General features: G+C 71.2%; 23 protein-coding genes and 2 pseudogenes. 13 read left to right on the forward strand and 12 right to left on the reverse strand.

Going from position 1 to position 21,873, the window contains the following annotated elements:
* Positions 1–139: 139 nt before the first annotated feature.
* Positions 140–901, forward strand: a complete 762-nt coding sequence (locus AB0F52_RS26175; protein ID WP_360176191.1) for a DinB family protein — start codon at positions 140–142, stop codon at positions 899–901.
* 36 nt (positions 902–937) lie between these two features.
* Here AB0F52_RS26175 and AB0F52_RS26180 read toward each other — a convergent pair whose 3' ends face one another.
* A complete protein-coding gene (locus tag AB0F52_RS26180) occupies positions 938–2,155 on the reverse strand; it encodes an Ig-like domain-containing protein (protein WP_360176194.1) in 1,218 nt (405 codons plus the stop codon).
* 1,025 nt (positions 2,156–3,180) lie between these two features.
* The gene (locus tag AB0F52_RS26185; protein ID WP_360176197.1) at positions 3,181–3,351 is read right to left on the reverse strand and encodes a hypothetical protein; all 171 of its coding nucleotides are present in this window, start codon (positions 3,349–3,351) and stop codon (positions 3,181–3,183) included.
* Between AB0F52_RS26185 and AB0F52_RS26190 the strand changes: the two are divergent.
* Positions 3,289–3,480 (forward strand): annotated as a pseudogene (locus tag AB0F52_RS26190) (IS982 family transposase); the annotation flags it as partial. The gene AB0F52_RS26185 and the pseudogene AB0F52_RS26190 overlap by 63 nt on opposite strands.
* A 107-nt stretch (positions 3,481–3,587) precedes the next feature.
* Here the strand turns inward: AB0F52_RS26190 and AB0F52_RS26195 are convergent.
* Positions 3,588–4,412 carry a DUF72 domain-containing protein gene (locus AB0F52_RS26195; protein WP_360176719.1) on the reverse strand — a complete coding sequence of 275 codons (825 nt, stop codon included), beginning with the start codon at positions 4,410–4,412 and terminating at the stop codon, positions 3,588–3,590.
* Positions 4,413–4,600: 188 nt separating this feature from the next.
* On the opposite strand from AB0F52_RS26195, the gene AB0F52_RS26200 reads away from it, so the two are divergent.
* Positions 4,601–5,488: a TIGR03619 family F420-dependent LLM class oxidoreductase gene (locus AB0F52_RS26200; RefSeq protein ID WP_360176200.1), complete on the forward strand. Its 888-nt coding sequence runs from the start codon at positions 4,601–4,603 to the stop codon at positions 5,486–5,488.
* Positions 5,489–5,544: 56 nt separating this feature from the next.
* Here the strand turns inward: AB0F52_RS26200 and AB0F52_RS26205 are convergent, their stop codons facing one another.
* The 3 genes from AB0F52_RS26205 to AB0F52_RS26215 form a co-directional block, all read right to left on the reverse strand.
* A complete protein-coding gene (locus AB0F52_RS26205; protein ID WP_360176203.1) occupies positions 5,545–6,852 on the reverse strand; it encodes an erythromycin esterase family protein in 1,308 nt (435 codons plus the stop codon).
* Positions 6,853–7,647: a MerR family transcriptional regulator gene (locus AB0F52_RS26210; RefSeq protein ID WP_360176206.1), complete on the reverse strand. Its 795-nt coding sequence runs from the start codon at positions 7,645–7,647 to the stop codon at positions 6,853–6,855. It lies immediately after the preceding gene.
* Positions 7,648–7,724: 77 nt separating this feature from the next.
* Entirely contained in the window at positions 7,725–8,324 is a 600-nt protein-coding gene (locus AB0F52_RS26215) for a hypothetical protein (RefSeq protein ID WP_360176209.1), read from the reverse strand.
* A gap of 286 nt (positions 8,325–8,610) precedes the next feature.
* On the opposite strand from AB0F52_RS26215, the gene AB0F52_RS26220 reads away from it, so the two are divergent.
* The 4 genes from AB0F52_RS26220 (at position 8,611) to AB0F52_RS26235 (ending at position 11,993) form a co-directional block, all read left to right on the forward strand.
* Entirely contained in the window at positions 8,611–9,273 is a 663-nt protein-coding gene (locus tag AB0F52_RS26220; protein ID WP_360176212.1) for a lytic polysaccharide monooxygenase, read from the forward strand.
* A 175-nt stretch (positions 9,274–9,448) separates the two neighbouring features.
* Positions 9,449–10,903 (forward strand): RICIN domain-containing protein, encoded by a 1,455-nt coding sequence (locus AB0F52_RS26225; RefSeq protein WP_360176215.1) that lies wholly within the window; start codon positions 9,449–9,451, stop codon positions 10,901–10,903.
* Between the two features lie 165 nt (positions 10,904–11,068).
* On the forward strand, positions 11,069–11,269 hold the full coding sequence (locus AB0F52_RS26230) for a hypothetical protein (protein ID WP_360176218.1): 201 nt from the start codon (positions 11,069–11,071) through the stop codon (positions 11,267–11,269).
* Positions 11,270–11,369: 100 nt separating this feature from the next.
* Positions 11,370–11,993, forward strand: a complete 624-nt coding sequence (locus AB0F52_RS26235; RefSeq protein WP_360176221.1) for a glycoside hydrolase family 15 protein — start codon at positions 11,370–11,372, stop codon at positions 11,991–11,993.
* Positions 11,994–12,165: 172 nt separating this feature from the next.
* Here the strand turns inward: AB0F52_RS26235 and AB0F52_RS26240 are convergent, their stop codons facing one another.
* Positions 12,166–12,717 carry a helix-turn-helix domain-containing protein gene (locus AB0F52_RS26240; protein WP_360176224.1) on the reverse strand — a complete coding sequence of 184 codons (552 nt, stop codon included), beginning with the start codon at positions 12,715–12,717 and terminating at the stop codon, positions 12,166–12,168.
* Positions 12,718–12,799: 82 nt separating this feature from the next.
* Between AB0F52_RS26240 and AB0F52_RS26245 the strand changes: the two genes are divergently transcribed.
* The 3 genes and pseudogenes from AB0F52_RS26245 to AB0F52_RS26255 form a co-directional block, all read left to right on the forward strand.
* Positions 12,800–14,254 (forward strand): aldehyde dehydrogenase, encoded by a 1,455-nt coding sequence (locus tag AB0F52_RS26245; RefSeq protein WP_360176227.1) that lies wholly within the window; start codon positions 12,800–12,802, stop codon positions 14,252–14,254.
* A complete protein-coding gene (locus AB0F52_RS26250) occupies positions 14,251–14,514 on the forward strand; it encodes a hypothetical protein (protein ID WP_360176230.1) in 264 nt (87 codons plus the stop codon). Before AB0F52_RS26245 ends, AB0F52_RS26250 begins: the two co-directional genes overlap by 4 nt.
* 12 nt (positions 14,515–14,526) lie before the next feature.
* Positions 14,527–14,808 (forward strand): annotated as a pseudogene (locus AB0F52_RS26255) (MFS transporter); the annotation flags it as partial.
* 29 nt (positions 14,809–14,837) lie between these two features.
* Here the strand turns inward: AB0F52_RS26255 and AB0F52_RS26260 are convergent.
* The gene (locus tag AB0F52_RS26260; RefSeq protein ID WP_360176233.1) at positions 14,838–15,035 is read right to left on the reverse strand and encodes a hypothetical protein; all 198 of its coding nucleotides are present in this window, start codon (positions 15,033–15,035) and stop codon (positions 14,838–14,840) included.
* Positions 15,036–15,040: 5 nt separating this feature from the next.
* Between AB0F52_RS26260 and AB0F52_RS26265 the strand changes: the two genes are divergently transcribed.
* Positions 15,041–15,637 (forward strand): MFS transporter, encoded by a 597-nt coding sequence (locus AB0F52_RS26265; RefSeq protein WP_360176236.1) that lies wholly within the window; start codon positions 15,041–15,043, stop codon positions 15,635–15,637.
* Here the strand turns inward: AB0F52_RS26265 and AB0F52_RS26270 are convergent.
* Both AB0F52_RS26270 and AB0F52_RS26275 read right to left on the reverse strand, forming a co-directional pair.
* Positions 15,595–16,086, reverse strand: a complete 492-nt coding sequence (locus AB0F52_RS26270; protein WP_360176239.1) for a carboxymuconolactone decarboxylase family protein — start codon at positions 16,084–16,086, stop codon at positions 15,595–15,597. The genes AB0F52_RS26265 and AB0F52_RS26270 overlap by 43 nt on opposite strands.
* 68 nt (positions 16,087–16,154) lie before the next feature.
* Positions 16,155–16,760 carry a hypothetical protein gene (locus AB0F52_RS26275; protein WP_360176242.1) on the reverse strand — a complete coding sequence of 202 codons (606 nt, stop codon included), beginning with the start codon at positions 16,758–16,760 and terminating at the stop codon, positions 16,155–16,157.
* A 117-nt stretch (positions 16,761–16,877) separates the two neighbouring features.
* Between AB0F52_RS26275 and AB0F52_RS26280 the strand changes: the two genes are divergently transcribed.
* On the forward strand, positions 16,878–17,447 hold the full coding sequence (locus AB0F52_RS26280) for a hypothetical protein (RefSeq protein WP_360176245.1): 570 nt from the start codon (positions 16,878–16,880) through the stop codon (positions 17,445–17,447).
* A 22-nt stretch (positions 17,448–17,469) separates the two neighbouring features.
* The gene (locus AB0F52_RS26285) at positions 17,470–18,075 is read left to right on the forward strand and encodes a GNAT family N-acetyltransferase (protein WP_360176248.1); all 606 of its coding nucleotides are present in this window, start codon (positions 17,470–17,472) and stop codon (positions 18,073–18,075) included.
* Between the two features lie 316 nt (positions 18,076–18,391).
* Here the strand turns inward: AB0F52_RS26285 and AB0F52_RS26290 are convergent, their stop codons facing one another.
* A complete protein-coding gene (locus AB0F52_RS26290; protein ID WP_360176251.1) occupies positions 18,392–18,859 on the reverse strand; it encodes a hypothetical protein in 468 nt (155 codons plus the stop codon).
* Positions 18,860–19,127: 268 nt separating this feature from the next.
* Positions 19,128–21,872 (reverse strand): alkaline phosphatase family protein, encoded by a 2,745-nt coding sequence (locus AB0F52_RS26295; protein WP_360176254.1) that lies wholly within the window; start codon positions 21,870–21,872, stop codon positions 19,128–19,130.
* Position 21,873 lies beyond the last annotated feature (1 nt).

Below are 21,873 nucleotides of genomic sequence, written 5' to 3' on the forward strand. Positions count from 1 at the left end.
GGCTCGGCGATCGCCACGACCGGCGCCGCCCGGTCGGGTGCGCACGATCGATCGGTCATCGCGCGACCGTACCCTCGAGTCAGGAGCAGTTCTCGCCGTTTTCCAGTAAAGGCCGCCGCCAGTCAGCGAGACTGCTTCGATGGTCTCCGAATACGTCCAGAGCGACCGGTTCCGTGGTGCCCGTATCCACCTCAGCGACCTCGCGGGCCTCGAGATCCGCGACTGCGAGGTGACCGGCCTGAAGATCGTCGACTGCTACGGCAGCGACGTCTACCTGGGTGGCTACTTCGAGCGCCTCGTCGTCAACGACGTCGACGTGACCGCTTATGTCGAGGCCGAACTCGACCGACGGCACCCCGCGCGGGTGCTGGCGCGGAACGCGGCTTCGCCCGAGGACTACCGGGCTGCTTGGGACGCCATCGAGACCGTGTGGGGCGCGACGCTCGACCGGGCGAGGCTGCTGCCCGAGGCCGGACTGCACGAACGGGTCGACGGCGAATGGTCGTTCGTCGAGACGCAACGGCATCTGCTGTTCGCCTGCGACGCCTGGCTCGGCAACGCCGTGCTCGAGGAGGAAGCGCCCTACCACCCGCTGGGCTTGCCCGCCGGGGGCACGCCGTCCGACGCGGCGGCGAAGCTCGGCCTCACCCTCGAAGCCACCCCGACGCTCGACGAGGTGCTCGTGCCACGGCTCGCCCGCATGGCCGCGATGCGGCGGGTCGTCGACGGGCTCACCGCGGCCGAACTCGACCGGGTGTGCGGGCGCAAGCCGGCGGACATGTATCCCGAACAGGAATACGTCGTGCGCCGCTGTCTCAAGGTAGTGCTGAAGGAAGAAGCCGAGCACCACCGTTACGCGGTGCGCGACCTCGATCGCCGGGGTGGGACGCCTTCAGCGTGAGCACCGAAGGCGTCCTTTCCCCTCGCCGGGGCGGGCTCAGCCGCGCAGGGCGCTGCCGGCCTGCCACGCCGACCAGCTGATGGCCCAGTCGCCGTGGCCGTTGTTGATGGCCAGCTGCGGGCCGCCCGAGTTGGTGACCTCGACCACGTCGCCGACGTTGAAAGTGTCGAAGAACCACTTGGCGTTCTCGGTGTTCATGTTGAGGCAGCCGTTGGAGACGTTGTCACTGCCCTGCACGCCGACCGTCTTCAGGTTCTCGTGCAGGTATTCGCCGTCGTTGGAGATCCGGACGTTCCAGTTCTCCGGCGCGCTGTAGTAACCGGGGTCGCCTTCACACACGCCGTAGGTGCAGGAGTCCATGATCTTGTGCTCCTCCTTCCCCAGCACGGTGTGCGTGCCGTTGAAGGTCGGCGTCGCGCCCCGCGGCGGGGTGTCGGCGGTCTTGCCCATGCTGGTCGGTGCGGTCCGCACCAGCTGGCCGTTGTGGAACGCCTTGATCTGGTGCGTCTTGCCGTCCGCCTTGGCGATCCAGGAGTCGTGCACCTTGTAGGTGGCCGAGACGTCCTGGCCGCCGTACAGGCCGCCCCCGATCGGCGTGCCGAAGGTCGTGGTCTCGAGCTTCACCGTCGAGCCGGCCTTCCAGTAGTCCTTGGGCCGGAAGTGCACCTCGCGCTTGCCGACCCAGTACCAGCCGCCGTCCTGGGCGGGCGAGGACGTCACCTTGAAGGACTTCTCCACCGTGGCCTTGTCGGTGATGTCGTGGTCGAACTTCAGGCCGATGATCAGGCCCACGCCGAAATCACCCGACGCCGACTGGAAGAGCGCCGGCGTCGCGACCCCGGCCGGCTTGACCGTGTGCACTTCCCCGCGCTGTTCGGTCGCCGCGCCCGCCTGGTTCACCGCGGTGGCGACCACCTGGTAGGTGGACGCGTACCGGAGGCGGTCCGAGCTGGTCCAGGTCGTCTTGTCCGGCGAGAGCTCGCCCTTGACGGCGTTGCCGGTCTGCGGGTTCGTCACCGCGACCGCCTGCAACGTGCCGCCCGCCGCCTTGACGACGATCGGGTCCTTCGGGCTCAGCTGGTCCCCGCCCTCGAACGCCACTGTCGCGGCCGGTACCCCCGGTACGGTCGCCGTTCCGGCCGGTCCGGCCGCTCCGATCGCTCCGGCCGGTTGCGCAGCCCCCACCGTGCCGGTCTCTCCACTACATGCCGCCAGCAGCAGGGCCACCAGGCCGAGTCCGGCGATGCGGATCATTCTCACGAACCTCAAGACGTGCCAGCCCACCCGAAGTTGTGTAACGATCCGATCTCTCGGGAACCGGTTCCGGCTGGGCGGACGGCCGCGGACCGCCGGACAGGGGTCTTCCCCCGGATCCTCGGACGCCTGGCCGCCGATGGCGTTGCGCCGGCCGGCGCAACGCCGCGCTCAACGGCCACGAAGACCGCGACTCCTTGGGCGGCGAACTCGAGCACGACCTCGCGGCCGCGGTGGCGGCGCACGCCGAAGCGGAAGAGTCCGCCGGGGCGGCCACCCGCCACGCCGGCCGTCCGACGAGCAGCTCGGGCAACTCCGAGTCGAATTTGCCCGCGCAGCGGCGGAGCGCGACGAGTACCGGTCGGAACTCGAGGCCTAGACGAGTAAGTCCTAAGTCCTGGTGGTGTCTGGAGACGGGTGAAGGGTGAAGGGTGTTCAAGATCAGTTTGTGACGACCGACCTGAACACCCTTCTGGCCACACTCTAGGTCAAGATCGATGACTGTTTGGGCAGTCCTGCTCGGACCGGACGGCCACCACGGCTGACCGACGTCGAGCTAATCACCCTTGCTGTGGCCCAGGGCTCGGCATCCGTTCCGAGGCCTGCTGGCTGCGGTTCCTGCCCGGCGCGTTCACCTACCTGCCCCCAGCAATCCGGCTACGACAAGGGACTGCGCACCGCGGTCCCGCTGCTCAAGAAGGTCATCCGGCTACTCGCCCTCGACACCGACCTGTGGACCGACGCGACCTGGGTCGTGGACTCCACCCCGGTCGAGTGCGGCCGCTCCCGCGAGACCACCAAGCGCTCCGAGCTGGCCGGCTGGGCCGGCTACGGCTACTGCTCGTCGCATTCGCGGTTCCTCTGGGGCCTGCGCCTGCACCTGATCTGCACTCCGGCCGGGCTGCCGATCACCTGGGCCCTGGCCAACCCGAAACTCGATGAACGTCAGGTGCTGATGGCGATCCTGGATCACGACCCGTCCGTGCTGGCGGACCGGCCCGGTCTGCTGATCATCGCGGCAAGGGCTACATCTTCCGTGAGCTGGACGCGTTCCTGGCCGAACGCGGAGTCCAGTTACTGCGGCCCACTACCGCAACCGCACCCCGCACCTGGCCGAGCACCTGCTCAAACCCGTCCGCCAGCTGATCGAATCGTTCAACGACACGCTCAAAGGCCAGCTCGACCTCGAACTGCACGGCGGCCGCACCATCGACGGCGTGACTGCACGCACAGCCCTTCGCATCCTCGCACTGACCGCCGCGGTCTGGCACAACCGCGCCACCGGCCAGCCCATCACCCGATCACTGATCGCCTACGACCACTGATCAGTTGGGACTTACTCGTCTAGAGCGACGGGCGGGTCCACGACGTCCGAGAAGCCCCGAGAAATCCACGGGCGCCTGACTCGCCGTCGCTGACCGCATCGAGGGCGTCAGAACAGGGTCGCGGGCTCGACCGGCACCGGCTCGGGCAGCGGGTCGAGGCCGGGCACCAGCGCGCGCACGTCGTCGTGGAACCGGCGGGCGAGTGCCGGTGCGTCGTTGTTGTCGGGGGTGTGCACGAACACCGTCGGCGACCGGCCCTCGCGCAGCCAGCCCGCGACCACCGCCGTCCACGGCCGCCACCCCTCGATCGTCTCCTCGGCCGAGTCGCGGCCCAGGTAGCGGACGATCGGCCGCTCGGTCAGGGCCCGCGTCCGCCGCGGCACCCGCGGTTTCTTGGCCCAGGTCTCGCGTTCGGCCTCGGTCACCGGTGGGCGCCCGAAGAAGACCGTGGTGTCGAACGGCACCCACTCGGCGTCCGCGCCGGCGAGCACCCCCTCCAGCAGCGACGCCGAGCCGGCGTCGGTGAAGAACCCGGGGTGGCGCACCTCCACGGCGCGCCGGCGGCCGGCGGGGAGGCGGCGCAGGAAGCGGCCGAGGGCGTCGACGTCCGAGGGGCCGAACGAACCGGGTAGCTGGGTCCACAGGACCGCCCGCTCACCGAGCGGTTCGATCGCGTCCAGGAACGCTCGCATCTCGGCTTCGACCCCGGCGAACCGGCGCTCGTGCGTGACGAGCTTGGGCAGCTTGACCACGAACCGGAAGCCGGGATCGGTCTGCCGCGCCCAGGTTTCGACGGTGGCCCGGGCGGGAGTCGCGTAGAAGGTGGTGTTGCCTTCGACCGCGTTGCACCAGCCGGCGTAGGCCCGCAGGCGTTCTTTGGCCGGCAGCGACTGCGGCAGGAACCGCCCGGACCACGCCTTGTGGGTCCACATCGCGCAGCCGACGTGAAGGCGTGCCACGGCGTCCGCTCCCTCCTTCGTGGAGGAGACAGTTTGCCAGGCGCCGGGCGGCCGCGGCACCGGACGGTGGGCAACCGTGAGAGTACTTGAAGGCGAAACTAGATGCGGGTAGTAGTGGCTTGAGGACCGAATGAGTCCGTCCACTCTTCAGGGGAGAAGCAATGTCACTTGGGTTCAGCCTTCCGGTGTTCGGCAAGGCGGCGGCCACGCCGGGCGGGATCGCCCGGTACGCACGCGAGGCGGAACGGGCCGGCGCGGCCAGTCTCTGGGTCGGCGACCGGCTGCTGTCGCCGGTCGCCCCGGTGGTGCCGTACCCGGGCTACGACACCATGCCGGAGGAATTCCACACCGCACAGGACCCGTTCGCCGCGCTGGCCATCGCCGCGGCCGTGACCGAAACCGCGGTGCTCGGTTCCAGCACCATCAACGCGACCCAGTACCAGCCCGTCAACTTCGCCCGGCTGCTCACCAGCATCGACGTCGCGAGCAACGGCCGGCTGCTCCCCGGGCTGGGCATCGGCTGGTCCCCCGACGAGTACGCGGCCGTCGGCGTGCCGATGTCCGAGCGCGGCAAGCGGCTCGACGACCTGCTCGACCTGCTCGAGACGTGGTGGACGAAGGACACCGTGTCGCACGAAGGCGTCGGCTACCGGATCGCGGAGTCCCACGTCGCCTTGAAGCCGGTGCGCAAGCCGCCGATCCACCTGGCCGGCTTCGGCGAGAAGTCGCTGCGCCGGGTCGCCGAGCGGGCCGACGGCTGGCTCCCGGTCTGGTCGGTGCCCGAGCAGTTCCCCGCCGACGTGATCACCTCGACCCTGGCCAAGCTCCGCGCCGACGCCGAGCGGGCCGGCCGTGACCCGCAGGCGCTGGGGGTGGCGCTGCGGGTGAACCCCGACCCCGGCACGGAGGCGGCGGCCATCGCGGAGTCGGTCTCCAGGATCGTCGAACTGGTGAAGCCGGACCACACGTTCGTCGACCTCACCTACCTGACCAGCAGCATCGAGGAACACCTCGACCTCACCGGCCGGCTGCTCGAGCTGACCGCCTAAGGGCTGACCGCCGGCGCGGGAGCCCCTCGGACCGAGGGCTCCCGCGCCGTGGTGTTTCACCCTTCGATGAAGGTCTGCCAGGGCGTGATCCGGTCGATGTGCACGACGGCGTCGAACGCCTCGAGGGGATTCACGAGCTGCTTGTACGGTCCCTGCCGGGTGCCGTCGACCCCGGCGAAGCAGCGGGCCACTTCGCCGTCCGCGGGGACCTTCCGCAGATCGAGCAGGGCGAGTGGCTGACCGGCGCTGGCGAGCAGGACGTCGAGGCTGCCCGGCTCGGTGAACGGGGCCACGTCCTCGTAGAACACCTCCGTGTGGCCGGGCGGCCCGCCGGCCAGGGGCCGGTGGCTGAACACGCGACCGGCGTCGTACGTGGTCGCGATGACCACCATCCGGTCGCCGAGCGAGCGGGCCAGGTGCTGGCCGAGCATGACCTGCTCCTCGTTGATGATCGGGGGCACGCGGTACGGCCAGCGCTGCAAGTGCCCGTTGGCGGCCCCGACGACGACGCGTTCCTCCCGGTCGAGAATCCATTCGACGTTGGCGGCCATCGCCGCGTCCCGGACGTTGGCGCCCCGGTACGTGCGCCCCGGCGCGGCGGCCATGGCGGCGAGGAAGGCGTCCGCGGACCGTGCGGTGACCGCGCACTGCAGCGCGATGTCGGCCCGGTCCGCGTCCACAGTGGAATAGGGGACGCGCAGGGCACGGAGGCGTTCGGTCAGCTCGCCGATCCGGGCGGTCAGCTCGTGGCGGTGAGCGGCGCCGAGCGCCAGGTAGGCGTGGATCGCGGGCGCCGCCCAGGCCAGCCCGGTCCGGTCGGCGGGCAGGTAGCCGAACAGCGGCAGCAGGTCTTTGCGGGCCGCGGCGGCGTAGGCCGGGTCTGCCTCGTCCAGGAACGCCAAGGCGGCCACCACCCCCGGCAACGCGGACGCGCTGGAGTCCGGCAGGTCCATGCCGTAGAAGCGGATCTTGCGGTCGTGGGTGCGGTTGTGCTCGCGCATCCAGACCAGCTGGTCGCGCATCTCCGCGCACTTGCCCATGTGGTAGGTGATCCCGGTGTGCAGGAGCGGGTCCAGGTCACCGTCGCCGCCGAGCACCCAGTCGTGGACCGCCCAGCCCTCCGGGAAGCCGGACTCCATCGCGAACCCGGTGAACCCCATTTCCTCGGCGAGGAACCGGGTCACCAGGTGGCGCAGCCGGTAGAACTCGTGCACCCGGTGCGTGCTCTCGCCGATGGCCACGACGCGAGCGTCGCCGACGATGTCCCGCAGCGGTTCGAGTTCGCGGTGGGCGGTGCCGTCCGGCTCGAGCGTCCGCAGGCGGACGAGGTTCTCCCGGAGCCAGCCGGTGATGTCGATGTCCATTCACCCGTCCTCGTCCTCGCGGATGTCTTCGCCCGCGGCGCGGGCCTTGCGCAGGTAGTCGACGACTTCGGCGGCGCCGCCCGGTCCGGACCAGCCGAGGCGCTCGTCGAGTTCCCCACCCAGCCCGGCCCGGTTTTCCTCCCACAGCGCCGTGGTCGCCGCCTCGAACGGCGGACCTCCGGGGTGGAACGCCGCCGCGATCTCCCGCCAGCGGGCGGCCAGCGCCCGCACCGCCGGGTCGTCGACGGGGGTCCGGGCGAGCAGGTGCCGCCGGAGCTCGGCGAACAGGCCGAGCCACTCGGTCTTCAGGGTTTCGACCGTCCCGCCGCCGAGCTGTGCGGCCCGTTCGGTGATCGTCGTGAGCCGGCCGCCGGAGAGGTACCGGCCGGCGTCGACGGACATCGGCTCCAGGGTGGCGAGGAACTGCTCCGGTTCCGGCATGGCCGCTTCGGCCAGCCGGGCGAGCAAGCCCCGCAGCCGCTGGGCCGACTCCTCGATGCGCGCGGCCCGGGCCTCCAGGCCGGCGAGCTGAGCGGTCAGCAGGTCGCGCAGGGAGCCGAGGTCGTCCCGTGCGTTCCGGAGCACGGCGGCGACCTCGTCCAGGGAAAGCCCCAGCCCGCACAGGGTCCGGACGCGGTAGAGCCGGCGGACATCGGCCTCGGTGTACCGCCGGTGCCCGGCCGGTGTCCGTTCGCCCGGCGACACCAGGCCGATGCGGTCGTAGTGGTGCAACGTGCGCACCGTGACACCGCCGGCCTTGGCCAGCTCACCGATGCTCCACCTGCGTTCGCTCACCCCCCGACCGTAGAACCTGACGCGACGTCAGGGGCAAGCCCGGACTTCGCCGGTCAGTCCCCCGGCTCGCCGGGCCGTCAGCCCACCGCGGTGCCGACCGGGTCCGAAGTGGACCGGGGTACGGCGCCGCGCCGCAGGAGCGGGGCGAAGGCGACGAGCAGGAGCGCGGCGCCCAGCGGGATGAAGTCCTTGTCGAGCAGCGGCAGGATGATCTCGGCGAGCACCAGTACCGGCGCCCACGGCTTCACCCGCCGCCCGGCGGCGAGCAGCGTGACCAAGGCGAGCTGGCCGGCGAAGAACAGCAGCGGCCCGTAGCTGTAGAACACCGCGTCGACGCCCGGCACGTCCTGGACCCGGGCGAAGTACGCGTCCATCCCGCCGCGGTCGGCGGACCGGAACCCGGCCACGAGGTCGATGCCGAACTGGCCGCCGACGGCCAGCTCGCCGGCGATCCCGGCGGCGAACCCGGCGGTGGCGAGGCGGGTCCGGCCCGCCATCGTCCACATGGTCCGGAAGGCCAGTGCGAAGAATCCCAGCCCCACGAGGAAGACCAGGTGACCGGCGGTCCACGCGAGCCCCGGGCCGCGGCTGCCGTCCAAGCCGTCCAGAATCCTGATGACACCGTAGAGGCCCAGGCAAAGCGGGGCGATGAGGAACGCGAGAGCGGAAGAACGCATGCGGCAAAGTCTCTTCGCGCCTGCCGCACGCGGGCAATCGGGGAAATCCCCGAGGTGCCCCCGGGCTCCGGGTCAGGGTCACCGCCGGGAACGATTCAGCAACGGGCTTCGAAAGTTTCGGCGGGAAATCCGTTCTTTTCGAAAGCGGAACCGGTGGGGAATAACCGCGATTTCGATCCGGCGTTTGGTTGAAGTTTGTCCGGATCGGGGATAAGCTGCTGCCACCCTGGGAGCGCTCCCACAATGAACCACCACCGCTCGATCATCCGAGAATGGAGGCTCATCCATGCGTAGGCGCAACTTCTCCGGGTCCGGCACCGGACGACGGGGCCTGATCGCCCTGGTCCTCGCCGGGCTGGCCGGCCTGTTCGTCGGGGTGCCCGCCGCTTCGGCGCACGGGACCATCGTCAGTCCCGCCACCCGGGCTTACCAGTGCTGGAAGGACTGGGGCAGTCAGCACACCAACCCCGCCATGCAGCAGCAGGATCCCATGTGCTGGGCGGCTTTCCAGGCCAACGCCGACACGATGTGGAACTGGATGAGCGCCCTGCGGGACGGGCTGCACGGCAACTTCCAGGGGGCGACGCCCGACGGGCAGCTGTGCAGCAACGGCTTGGCGCGCAACAACTCCCTCAACACCCCCGGCCAGTGGCGCACCACCAGCCTCGGCAGCACCTTCTCGATGCACCTGTACGACCAGGCCAGCCACGGCGCCGACTTCATCCGGGTCTACGTCAGCAAGAACGGCTACGACCCCACCACCCAGCGCCTCGGCTGGGGCAACCTCGACCAGGTCACGCAGACCGGCCGCTACGCCCCGGCGAAGGACATCACCTTCACCGTCCAGACCTCCGGCGGTTACCGCGGACACCACGTCGTCTTCACGATCTGGCAGGCTTCACACCAGGACCAGACGTACATGTGGTGCAGTGACGTGGACTTCGGCTGAGCACAGTGCGCCGTGCCGCATTGAACAGGAGCGTCCTGTTCAATGCGGCACGGCGGTGTTCTTTTCTGACCGATCCTGAGCGTTTCGCTTCGGAACCCTGGCCGCTTGCCCGGGCCGGGTGTTAACCAGTGTCTCGACCATTTCCCGCTGCGCAGGATCCGGGAGGAACGAGCCGATGAGACCGACCCACTCCGTGCTTCGCAGGACGCTGTCCAGGGCAGTCCGGCTCTTGGCGGTGTCCGCGCTCGCCGGCGGGCTGCTGACCGCCGTCCCGGCGCAGGCCCAGGCGTCCACTGCCGGGCTCAAGGGCGTCAACTGGGCCGACGCGCGGGACAACTTCGTCAACGGCGTGCTGTACGTCTCCGGGCTCGGTGCCTCGGACACGTACTCCTCGGCCGCCGCCACGGCGAACCAGGTCGTCGGGCAGCTGTACACGATCACCGGGGGCAACACCGTCCGGATGCCGATCAACGAACCGACGGTCTCCGGCTACTGGGGCACCTACACCGGGGCGATCGACACCGCGCTCACCAAGGGCAAGGTGATCCTGGCGTACTGGGCCTACACCGGCGGCAAGCCGACGGACACGGGCCGGTTCCAGCAGATGTGGGACACGGTCGTCGCCAAGTACGGCAGCAACCCGAACGCCTACTTCGAGGTCATCAACGAGCCGTACGCCTACGGCGCGGGCGACCTGAACAACTTCTACACCGCCTGGCTGAACCGGTACCCCGGCGTGCCGCGCGACCGGGTGATCCTCGACGGCGCCGGCCTGGCCCAGAACGTGCCCGCGGTCGGCGGCGACCGGCGGCTCGACGGGACGCTGCTGGCGGCCCACGACTACTCGTTCTTCGCCGGCTACGAAAGCGAACCCGAGTGGGCCGACCACATCGGCGGCTACATCGGCGGGTACGCGGACCGGACCGTCGTCACCGAGTGGGGCGGCCCGATGTCGCCGGGCAGCAAGAACGGCGTGCACTACGACTCCCTCGACTACAGCATCCCGAGCGGATCGTTCTTCGCCGACTACATCCGGGGCGTCAGCGCGAAACTGCGGAGCCTGGGCGTGGGCAGCGTGTACTGGCCGGGCCTGCGCGACGGCGACTGGTACAGCATGACGACCAAGGCGGGCACCGGCCCGGGCATCAAGCTGACGCTGTCGAACCCCAGCGGGCTGACCCGGCTGAAGTACGCGTGGGGCCTGGGCGACGGAGGCGGCACGTACGTCCGGATCGTCAACGCCGCCACCGGGCTGTACGTCGACGGGCTGGGCCGCACCGCCAGCGGCTCGGGCACCGGCCAGGCGAGCGGCGACCCCGCCCGCTACGACCAGCAGTGGGTCATCGAGAACGCCGGCAACCGCGTGCGCATCAAGAACCGCGCCACCGGCCTCTACCTGGACGGCGCGGGCCGCACCACGAACGGCGCCGTCGTGAGCCAGTACGCCGCGAGCAGCAGCGCCAACCAGCTGTGGTCGGTGGTGACCGACGCGAACAACGTCCGCATCCGGAACAGCAGCACCGGGGAGTACCTCGACGGCATGGGCCGCACCGGCAGCGGCACCGACCTCGGTCAATACGGTGACAGCAGCAGCACCAACCAGCGGTGGCGCATCGTCGCCGCCGGCTGAGCCCGCCACCCGGACGGGGCCGGTGTTCCGGTCCCGCCCGGGCTTTCCGCGACGTCGCATTTGCCCGCTCATTGCCGCCCACCGGCATGTCTTGCGGAGCACACGGGCGTCAAACCGTGATCGAGCGGTTCGGACGGCCACGCCGTCGCGGGAAGGAGCGGGAAGATGCGAGCACTGACCGTGGTGCCGGAACAGCCGGGGTCCCTGCGGGTCGGCACGGTGCCCGAGCCGCACCCGGCCCAGGGCGAGCTGCTCGTGCGGGGTCTCGCGCTCGGCGTGTGCGGCACGGACACGGAGATCGCCCGCGGCGAGTACGGCCGGGCGCCACCCGGCTGGTGCTGGGGCACGAGTCGCTCGGTCAGGTGATCACCCCGGCCACCGGCTTCGCCGAGGGCAACCTCGGCGCCGGGGTCGTCCGGCGGCCGGCCCGGTGCCGTGCGGCGCGTGCGCGGCCGGGGAGTTCGACATGTGCCGCAACGGCCGCTACACCGAGCGCGGCATCAAGGAACTCGACGGCTACGGCAGCGAGCGGTGGACCGCCGAGGCGGCGTACGCGATCCGCCTCGATCCGCCTGCGGAACGTCGGCATGCTGCTGGGACCCCACGACCGTCGTCGCGAAGGCGTGGGAGCAGTTCCAGCGCGTCGGGGAACGCGCCTGGTTCGAGCCACGGCGGGCGCCGGTCACCGGGGCGGGCCCGATCGGGCTGCTCGGCGCGTTGCCGGGCGTGCAGCGCGGCCTCGAACCCCGGGGTCGGATCCCTGGTGTTCGACGCGATGGCGGGCACCGGCGCGTACGGCGGCGTCGACGGGCTGCCCGGCGGCGACGGCAGTTTCCTGGCGTGCAGCTTCTGGCTCGCCGACGCCCTCCACGCGACCGGCCGCACGAGCGAGGCCCGCGGGCTGTTCGAGCAGTTGCTGGGGCTGCGCAACGACGTCGGACTGCTGTCGGAGGAGTACGACACCGACGCGGGGCGGCAGGTGGGGAACACCCCGCAGGCGTTCAGCATGGTCGGGCTGGTCAACACGGCCCGGCAGCTCTCGGGTTCGGAGACCGGCACCAACGCCCCGGGCAAGATCCAGCGCCCCTAGCCCGCGTACCTGGAACGTCGGCCGGCGCACCTGGGAAGTCGGCCCGCGTACCTGGAGAGTCGGTGCGTGCTGACCGGTGGCCGACCCTTCCGGTACGCGAACCGACCCTCCGGTACGCCGGCCGACCCTCCGGGTACGCGAACCGACCCTCTCGGTACCCGGCCGGGCGCTCCTAGCCCACGTCGCCCTTGCCGAAGGCGCGCAGGAACGTGTCGACGATGACGTCGGCGGCCTGGACGTCGTTCAGGACCGACAGGTCCTTTGTGGACAGCCGCACCAGTGACCCCAGGACGCTGCCGGGCCAGCGGGCCGGCAGCCCCGCCCGCAGGAAGCCCTCGTAGGTGGCCCGCTTGACGAACCGGTCGACCTCCTCGACCGCGCGCAGGCGGCGGGCCCAGATCTCCGGGTCCGAGCGCATCCGGCTCACCTCGGCCGGCCAGGTGCGGTTGACCCTGACGACCCCGTGGACGTACCGGTGCAGGGCCTCCGGGACCGGCGCCTCCTGCAGCCGGGCGGCCTCGATCGCCGCTTCGATCGCGTCCAGGCGGGCTTGGTAGACCGCGGCCAGAAGCTCCTCCCGGCTCGTGAACCGGCGGTAGACGGTCCGGCGGTCGACGCCGGCCTCCGCCGCGATCGCCGCGATGCTCGTGGCCGGATCTTCGGCGAGCATGCGGGCGCCTGTGGTCAGCAGCAGTTCGAGATTGCGTGCGGCGTCGGCTCTCACTCTCCCACCCTAGCAGTAAATGCCACATTGCTGGGACAGTTAAGTGCTACACTGAAGTGACAGATCAGCATAGGGAGCAGCAGTGACCACCTACGAAGAACTCTTCATCGGCGGCACGTGGACCGCGCCGAGCAGCACCGAGCTGCTGGACATCCGATCCCCGCACGACAACTCGGTCATCGGCCGCGCCGCGCAGGCGCTGCCCGCCGACGTCGATCGCGCCGTCGCGGCCGCCCGGAAGGCGTTCGACGACGGCCCGTGGCCGCACACCTCGCCCGCGGAGCGGATCGCCGTCGTCCGCAAGCTGGCCGCTCTGCGCGAGAAGCGCGCCGACGAGGTCGCGGCGCTCATCTCGGCGGAGAACGGCTCCGCCCTCTGGTTCACCAAGGCCGGCCAGCCCGGCCTGACCCGGCAGGCGAACGCCTACTTGAAGGCGGCCGAGGAGTTCGGCTGGGAAGAGACCCTGGCGCCGTCGGATCCCGCCGCGCCGTTCCGGTCGGTCGTGCGCCGGGAGGCGATCGGCGTGGTCGCCGCGATCATCCCGTGGAACTCACCGTTCTCCTCGGCGTCCGCCAAGATCATCCCCGCGCTGCTCGCCGGCAACACCGTCGTCCTCAAGGTTTCGCCCGAGAACACGTTGAGCATGAACCTCCTCGCGGAACTGCTCGCGGAGGCCGGCCTGCCCGAGGGCGTCATCAGCGTCCTGCCCGCCGACCGCGAGACCAGTGAGTACCTGGTCAAGCACCCGGACGTCGACAAGATCGCCTTCACCGGGTCCACCCGCGCCGGACGCCGCATCGCGTCGCTGGCCGGGGAACAGCTCAAGCGGGTCAGCCTCGAACTGGGCGGCAAATCGGCCGCGATCATCCTGCCCGACGCCGACCTCGGCGCGGCGGTCCAGGGCCTGAAGTTCGGTTCCCTGCTCAACAACGGCGAATCGTGCATCGCCCAGACACGCGTCCTCGCGCCGCGCAGCCGCTACGAAGAGGTGGTCGCTGGGCTGAAGGACCTGATCGAGTCCCTGGGCGTCGGCGACCCGGCCGACGACCGCACGTTCATCGGCCCGATGATCCGCCGCGACCAGCAGCAGCGCGTCCTCGACTACATCCGCCTCGGCGTCGAAGAAGGCACGCGGCTCGTCACCGGCGGCCCGGAAGTGCCGCCGGGGCTGGAAGCGGGCAACTACGTCACGCCGACGCTCTTCGCCGACGTCGACAACGCGATGCGCATCGCCCAGGAAGAGATCTTCGGCCCGGTCCTGGTCGTCATCGCCTACGACGACGAGGACGACGCCGTCCGCATCGCCAACGACTCCGAGTACGGCCTGTCCGGCGGCGTGTGGTCGGCCGACCCGGCGCACGCGCTGGCCGTCGCTCGCCGCGTGCGGACCGGCACGGTCACGGTCAACGGCGCGCCGATCGGCTTCGACGGCCCGTTCGGCGGGTTCAAGGCCAGCGGTCTCGGCCGCGAATACGGCGCCGTCGGGCTCGGCACCTACACCGAATACAAGACCATCACCGTTCCGGAAGCGAAATGACCCTCGAAGTCCCTCCCGGAACGGCGGTGCGCCCGGCGATGACGGCCCTGGTCCTCGCCGTCCTGCTGGCCGCGCTGGCCCAGGCCATCGTCGCCACCGCGCTGCCCCGGATCGCCCGCGACCTCGGCGGGTTCCGGGACATCGCCTGGATCACCGCGTCCTACCTGCTCGCGTCGACCGCCGCGACGCCGCTCTGGGCAAGCTCGGCGACATGCTGGGGCGCAAGCGCCTCTACCTCGTCGCCACGACGGCGTTCCTGATCGCGTCCGCGCTTGTGCGGCCTGGCCGGGGACCTGCCCCAGCTGATCGCCGCCCGCGCCCTGCATGGCCTGGCCGGCGGCGGCCTGATCGTCCTGACGTTCGCGCTGGTCGGCGACATCGCCGCGCCGGCCGACCGCGGGCGCTACCAGGGCCGGTTCGGCTCGGTCTACGGCGTCGCCGGCCCGCTGCTCGGCGGCCTGTTCACCGACCACCTCTCGTGGCGGTGGGCGTTCCTGATCAACGTCCCGGTCGGGCTGGTGGCGGTGGTGCTCGCGGCGCGCGCCCTGCCCGCCCCGGTCCGAAGGCCCGCCGCCCGCATCGACTACGCCGGCGCGCTGCTGTTGGCCGGCGCGGCCACCGCACTGGTCCTGATCACCTCCTTCGGCCCGCGGTGGGGCTGGACGTCGCCGGGCACGCCGGCCCTCGCGACCGCCGCGATCGTCCTCATCGGATTGGTGGTCCCGGTCGAGCGCCGCGCCGCCGCGCCGGTGCTGCCGCCGGCGATGTTCGCCTCGCGCACGGAGCGTGCCGGCCACGCTCGTCGGGTTCATCGCCAACGTCGCGATGTTCAGCGTGCTGGTCTACCTGCCGACGTACCTGCAGGTCGTCGACGGCGTCTCGGCGACGCTCTCCGGGATGCACCTGCTGCCACTGGTGCTCGGGCTGGTCGTCAGCCAGTCGCTCGCCGGGCGGTGGGTCGCGAACCCGGCGCGCGTGCGGGCCGTCCTGGTGACCGGCATGGCGCTGAACGTCGCCGGGCTGCTCCTGCTGAGCACCCTGGCGCCCGGCACCGCGCAGCTCGCGCTGATCGGGTACTTCGCCGTCACCGGCATCGGGATCGGGATGGTCCCGATGGTCGCGCTGACGGCGGCGCAGAACGCGGTGCCCGCCGCGGAAATCGGGGCCGCGAGCGCGGTGGTCACCTTCGCCCGGTCGATCGGCGCCGCGTTCGGGGTCGCCGTCTTCGGCACTCTGCTCGGCGAGGACGTGGCCGGGAACATCGGCGGGGCGTTCCTCGCGATCACCCCGCTGGTCGTGCTCGGCACCGTCCTCGCCACGCTGTCTCGGCCGCCTTCGGCTCAGCCGCGTTCGGCAGCGGCGGCGAGCATCCCGGCTTCGTAGGACCCGCCCTTCTGGTGCACGATCACGGCGAGCCGGTTGGCGGCGTTGATCAGGGCGACCAGCGCGACCAGGGCGGCGACCTGCTCGTCGTCGTAGTGCTCGCGCACCCGGGCCCAGGTCTCGTCGGACACGCCCCCGGCGGCGTCGGCGAGCCGGGTGCCCTCCTCGGCCAGCGCGAGCGCGGCCCGCTCGGCTTCGCTGAAGACCGTCGACTCCCGCCAGGCGGCGACGAGCGCGAGCCGGACCGCCGACTCCCCGGCCGCGGCGGCTTCCTTGGCGTGCATGTCGAGGCACCAGCCGCACCCGTTGATCTGGCTGGCCCGCAGGCTGACCAGTTCCCGGGTGAGCTTCGGCAGCGGCGACTGGTCGATGACCTGCCCGAGGCCGGCGAACCGCTTGATCAGCCGGGAGCCGGTTTCGGTGGTGAACAGGTCGAGGCGGGATTCCATGGTTCGTCCTCCGGTGTCATGGGATGGGAACGACCCCAAGACACCGGTGGGGCGAAGCTTGTGACACCTCAGTCCTCCGGGTCGGCCACCTGGAGCTCGACGCGGTGCCGGAGGTAGTCGTCGGGGTGGGTCCGCGCGAGGTGCACCGCCTCGGCGACCAGCGGGTGCAGTTCGGCGGGGTGGTGGGCCGGGTCGAGGGTGAGCCCGGGCAGGACGCACCGGCGGACGTCGAGGTCGTCGTTGGCCAAAAACTCGCGCAGCGCGGCGCGGTTCCAGCGGTCCTGGACGTCGTCGAGCCGCTCGAGCGTGGCCCAGTACCAGGCGCGGGCCGCCCCGGCGCGTTCCGGGTTCGTGCCGGTCGTGAGGACTTCGAGGAGGGCTTCCTGGGTCCGGCGCACCCCGAACGCCCGGCGAAGCGGCTCGACGAATTGCCGGTTGAGGCTGGGGTCCGGGTCGTGGACCGCGGCGCGCACGAGCGCGCCGAAGAACGGCTCCGGGAGATCGAGGTAGTCGGAGTACCGATAGCCCAGCGCACCACGCAGGACGATGCGCTGGTCCTCCTCGTGCTCGCCGGCCTCGGCCGTCCGGTCGGGGAGGTGGACGCGGCACAGCTCGAGCAGCCCGGCCAGGCAGCGCCGGAAGCCGTCGCTCGCGGCTCGGTCCGGCAGGGGCATCAGGTCCATCGTGTCCTGTCCGTCGCTCCGCCCGGCCGCCTCGTTACCGGACGTATCACCGCTGCTCCCTGCGTGCTCAGAGGGGCGAAAGTGCTCCGAATCGAGGGAGGGACCGACATGTCCGCAACGTTTTCCGGGGGAAGAAACCGGCTCCTGCGCAAGCTGGGTGGCGTCACCGTCGCCGCCGCGCTGGCCGCCGCACTGATGGGCGTGACGTCCGGGGTGGCCCACGCCTCCCTGTCGCAGGTGCAGGACGGGTTCGAGGTCAACCCGCAGTCGTCGTGGCTGGTCGCGACCGGGGGTTCCGCGTCGGCCGGGTTCGACATCGGGGCCGGGACCGCCCGGTCCGGCCGCAACAACGGCTGGCTGTTCGCCACCAACGGCTGGGCGTTCGAGGGCTTCTGGGTGCCCACGAACTCGGTGCCGGGCAACGCCCAGTGCGCGTCGCAGTTCCTCATGCAGACGGCGGGCGGGGCGCAGGTCGGCATCGAGATCTGGGACGCCTTCGGGCACCTGCTGTCCAGCACCTACCCGTGGCTCAACGGCAGCGGCGCGTACCAGGCGGTCAACACGGCCCGGTGGAACCTCAACGGCGTCAACCCGGTGTTCGTCAAGGCGATCATCGGGGCGAACGGCTCGTCCCGGTTCGTCCGGCTCGACGACATGACCACGCAGTGCTACTGGTGATCGGGCTGTACCATCACTGCCGATGAGCTGGGCGGGGTGGAAGGTGCGGTTGCGGGAGGTCCGCCCGGCGGATCACCGCACCCTGATCGGGTTCGACCGTGATTCGGACCGGCAGGTCGGCGGCTACCGCCACTGGGCCACGCACCGCGGCCCGGCGGGCGACGACTTCCACTTCGCGATCGAGACACTGCACAACCGGACGCTGGTCGGGTCGATCTGGATCCAGGCCGACCCGGCCTCCGGCCACTTCAGCTACGGCGTCGGCATCGGGCCCCAGCACCGCCGCTGCGGCTACGCGGCCGACGCCGTCACGGTCCTGCTGGCGTACATGTTCGAGCTGCGGCGGTACCGCAAGTGCGAGGTCAGCATCAACGGAAGCAACTTCGCCTCGCTGGCACTGCACGGCGAGCTGGGCTTCCGCGAGGAGGGCCGCCCGCGGGACACGGAGCTGCGCCGGGGCGAGGTCCGGTACCCGGTGCTGATGGGCCTCACGGCGGAGGGTTTCGCGGAGCACCAGCCGGCGTTCCTGGCCTCCCGCGGCCCGGTGCGGCCGTGGCGGGGACGCCATTGGCGAACACCACGCCGGGGACGGCACTGGCGCACCGAACACCTGCGACCGGCCCGCTGAGCGTCCGGCCCGCGGTTTCGGTCGCGGTTCGGCCAGCCGCGGACCTCCGCCGCGGGGCCGCCGACGGGCTCGCCGGACCGGACCTCGGCCCACGACCACGGCTCACCCCGCGAACGCCGCCACCCGACCCCACCGACCGGCCCGCCGGATCGGACCTCGCCCGCAACCACAACTCACCCCGCGAACGCCGCCACCAGGCGCTCGCCGACCGGCCCGCCGGACCGGACCTCCCCCGCAACCACGACTCACCCCGCGAACGCCACCACCCGGCCCCACCGACCGACCCGCCGGACCGGACCTCCCCCGCAACCACGACTCACCCCGCGAACACCGCCACCGGAGCCGGCGGCGGCAAAGAAGCCGGGGTGAAGCTCACCACCACCGGGGCCGGCCGGTCGCCCGTCCGGGCCTCCACCCGCCGCAGCAAGCCCGCCGCGTCCAGCCAATACCGGGGACCCGCCGCCGCCTTTGCCGCGGCGGTCGCGGGGGCCTGGGAGCCGTCGATCACGTCGACCGCGATGTCGCCGACCACGTCCGCGCGGACCCACCGGGCCGAGCTCTGGCGCAGCAACTGCCCGTTGTCCGGGCGGTCCGCACCCAGCCCGAGCACGAGCCGCAGCGCCGTATCCAGCTCCGGGCCCGGCTGGAGCGGCCGGTACTGCCACCGGTCCGAGGGCGGCGGGTCCGTCGCGGCCGGGCCCGGCCCGCCGCGGAACGCCACCGCCGCCGGCGTCCACTGCAGCAGCCCCGCCGGTGTCTCGTCGTCGTGGCCGTCGGTGCTCATTTCGGCATAACCGACGCTCTCGACGAAGTCCAAGCGGCCCCGCAGGGCGATCCGGTCGGCTCCGTCGCCGTGAAGTTCTCCGTCCGGAACCGGTAGTCGGCGAACCGGGCGAGGGCGAAGCCATCGGTCTCATCAACGTTCGCTCCACTCAGCCGGGCCCTCGACGGCCACTGTCCAATGCAGACGGTTGCGGCTGAGCTTGGAAGCCGGGAAGAGTGACCCACCCGGTGAAGCCGGGAGGCCCGCGCGGAGCCTCCCGGCGTCCGGGTCAGCCGTCCGATTCCGCGGACGGCAGGTACGCCCCCGGCACCTGCTCCGGGGCGTACACCTGGTTCTCCCCCGGGTAGGGCAGTTGCCAGCCGTGCGTCTGGTACCACGTGAAGTGGTTCATCTGCGCGGGATTGGCGTAGTCAGCGACCGCGTCCGGGCCGGTCAGCCGCTGGTGCGTCGTCCACTCCTGCCACTGCGCCGCCACCTGCCGCTTGTCCGCCGGCACCGCCGACGACGGCACCGGCGCGGCCGCCGGGTTCGGCGGCGCCGGGGTGTCCGCGCCGCAGGACGGCTGGGTCGCCAGGCCTGCGGTCAACGACGTCCGGTTCGGGAGCGCCGTGAACGGCGTGTAGTCCGGCTTCGCCGTGAACGCCGCGCTCATCGGTGTCGCCGCGCTGTCCTTCTGGTTCATCGGCTTGACCCCGAGGATCTGCTCGATCGTGCGGATCATCGTGATCTGCGAGTAGTAGTGGTTGTCGACGACGCCGTGCTGGGCGTACGGGCTGATGATCTGCACCGGCGCCCGGTGGCCGTCGACGTGGTCCAGACCGGCCTGGGAGTCGTCCTCGACCACGAAGATCGCCGAGTCCTTCCAGTACGGGCTGTGCGAGATCTCGTCGACGATCTTGCCGACCGCGAGGTCGTTGTCGGCGACCTGGGCGGCCGCGTTCGGCGGGCCGCCGGTGTGGTCGCTGGACAGCCAGAACATGTTCAGGTTCGCCGGGCCGTGCTTCTCGAAGTCGTCCTTCCAGATCTGGTAGCGGTAGACGTCCGGCACCGCCGTGTCGAACTTCGGGAAGCCCGGCACCGAGACGTCGTTCAGCGACGGGATCGGCGACGACGACACCAGCGGGTAGGCCGTCGGCTCGCCGGTCGCGGCCATGTTCTTCGCGTCGCAGTACAGGTTCTGCCAGCTCGCCCCGGCGGGCTTGGTCAGGAACTGCTGGAACTCGCCGAAGTCCCGCACCGACTTCCCCGCCGCCTGCGCGCCGGTCCAGAGGAAGCCCGACGTCTGGTGGCCGAGCGCGTCGTCCTCGGTGTCGTAGCTGCGCAGGTACTCCCCCGCCGACGATTCGGTGTACTCGGGGTTGTCGGCCTGCATGAGCCAGTTGTGCCCCTCGGCGGAGTTCGTGCCGATGTCATAGGTGTTGTCGTACAGCCCGAACTGGCGGGCCAGCGCGTGCTGGTTCGGCGTGACGTTCTCGCCGAACTGCGTCACCGACGGGTCACCGTTGCCGCGGGGGTCGTCACCGAGCACCTGGTCGTAGGTGCGGTTCTCCTTGACCAGCAGGAAAACGTGCTTGATCGTCGACGGGTCGCCGAGCCGGGCGGGCACCGGCACCGGACGGCGGTGGCCGTAGTCCTGTGCCATCTGGACCGAGTCGTCCGTCCAGCCGTTCTGCTTGAAGACCTGGCCGGTGTAGCCGCGGATCGCGCGGTCGTCCGGCAGCCGGAACCTCTGCACGCTCGACGTCGTGTCGTGCGTCCCGTGCCCGGCCGCGGTCGTGGGACGGCGGGCGTCGATGCCGCGGGTGTTGGAGACCACGACGTCCGTGCCGACCGTGGTGATCGCCGTCGGGAAGTAGTCCGTGGGCAGCAGCCCGACGTAGCTCACCGGTGCCTGCGCCCACCAGTAGCGGTAGACGGCGACCGCGTTGGCGCGGCCGAGCGTCACCAGCAGGTGGCCGTCGTCGGTCAGCGTCACGCCGTCCGGCTCGTACCCGACCGAGGCCTGCGGCCACGGCTGGGTCGCGATGGTCTGGACGACCTTGTCGCGGCCGGTGTCGATGACGGAGACGCTGTTGCTCGCGGTGTTCGTGACGAACAGCGCGCCGTTCTTGAAGTACACCGCGGTCGGGTGGAGGCCGACGTCGATGCTCTTCGGCGCGGCGGCCGCGTTCGCGAGGTCGATGACGCTGACCGTGCCGCTGGTGGTGGCACCGGTGAACCGGCTGGCCGGCACCTGGGTGTCGTAGGAGTTCAGCGTCGGCTCACCGGGCCGCGCCGGGTGGCCGCCTTCGTTGCTGACGTACAGCTTGGTGCCGACGCGGACCAGGTCACGCGGGGCGTTTCCGGTGGCCCAGCTTTGCTTGATCGCGCCGGTCGCCGCGTCGAGGGCGACGACGCGGTTCTGGCCGTTGACCGCGGAGTACACGGTCGCGCCGTCGGGCGAGAAGACGGCCTGGGCCACCAGCGCGTGCTTGGTGCCGTCCGCCGGGATCTTCACCGGCGCCGGCGCGGCGACCGTGCCGTCCGGGTTCACCGTGAACTTGGTGTAGCCGTCGGTCTGCGCGAGCCACAGGCTCTTGCCGTCCGGGGAGTACGACGGGCCTTCCTGGCCGACGTCGTTGCCGGCGATGCGCAGGTTCGCCGTCGCGGAGTTGCCGACGAGCTGCTGCACCTTCCAGCTCTTCAGGTCGACGATGGTCAGCGCGATCCCGCCGTCGGTGGTCAGCGCGGCGAGGTGGGCGCCGTCGGGGCTGACCGCGGACGCCATGATCTTGCCGTTGTTCACGACCAGCCGATCGCCGATCGGCTTGAGGTACTGGTCGGCCGAGACGACCTGGCCGTTCTCGGTGACCTGGCCGACCTGGTCCCGGCCGAACTGCGCGGTCGACGCGACGCCGACACCGGTGCCGGTGGCGATGAGCACGAGCGTGGCGGAGCCGGCGGTCGCGTAGCGCAGCCGATGGCCGCCCAGCCGGCTTTTCCCGGCCCGCCTTCTGCGGCGTGTTACCTGCATC

It is taken from the genome of Amycolatopsis sp. NPDC024027, from assembly GCF_040638975.1.
GTDB lineage: Bacteria > Actinomycetota > Actinomycetes > Mycobacteriales > Pseudonocardiaceae > Amycolatopsis.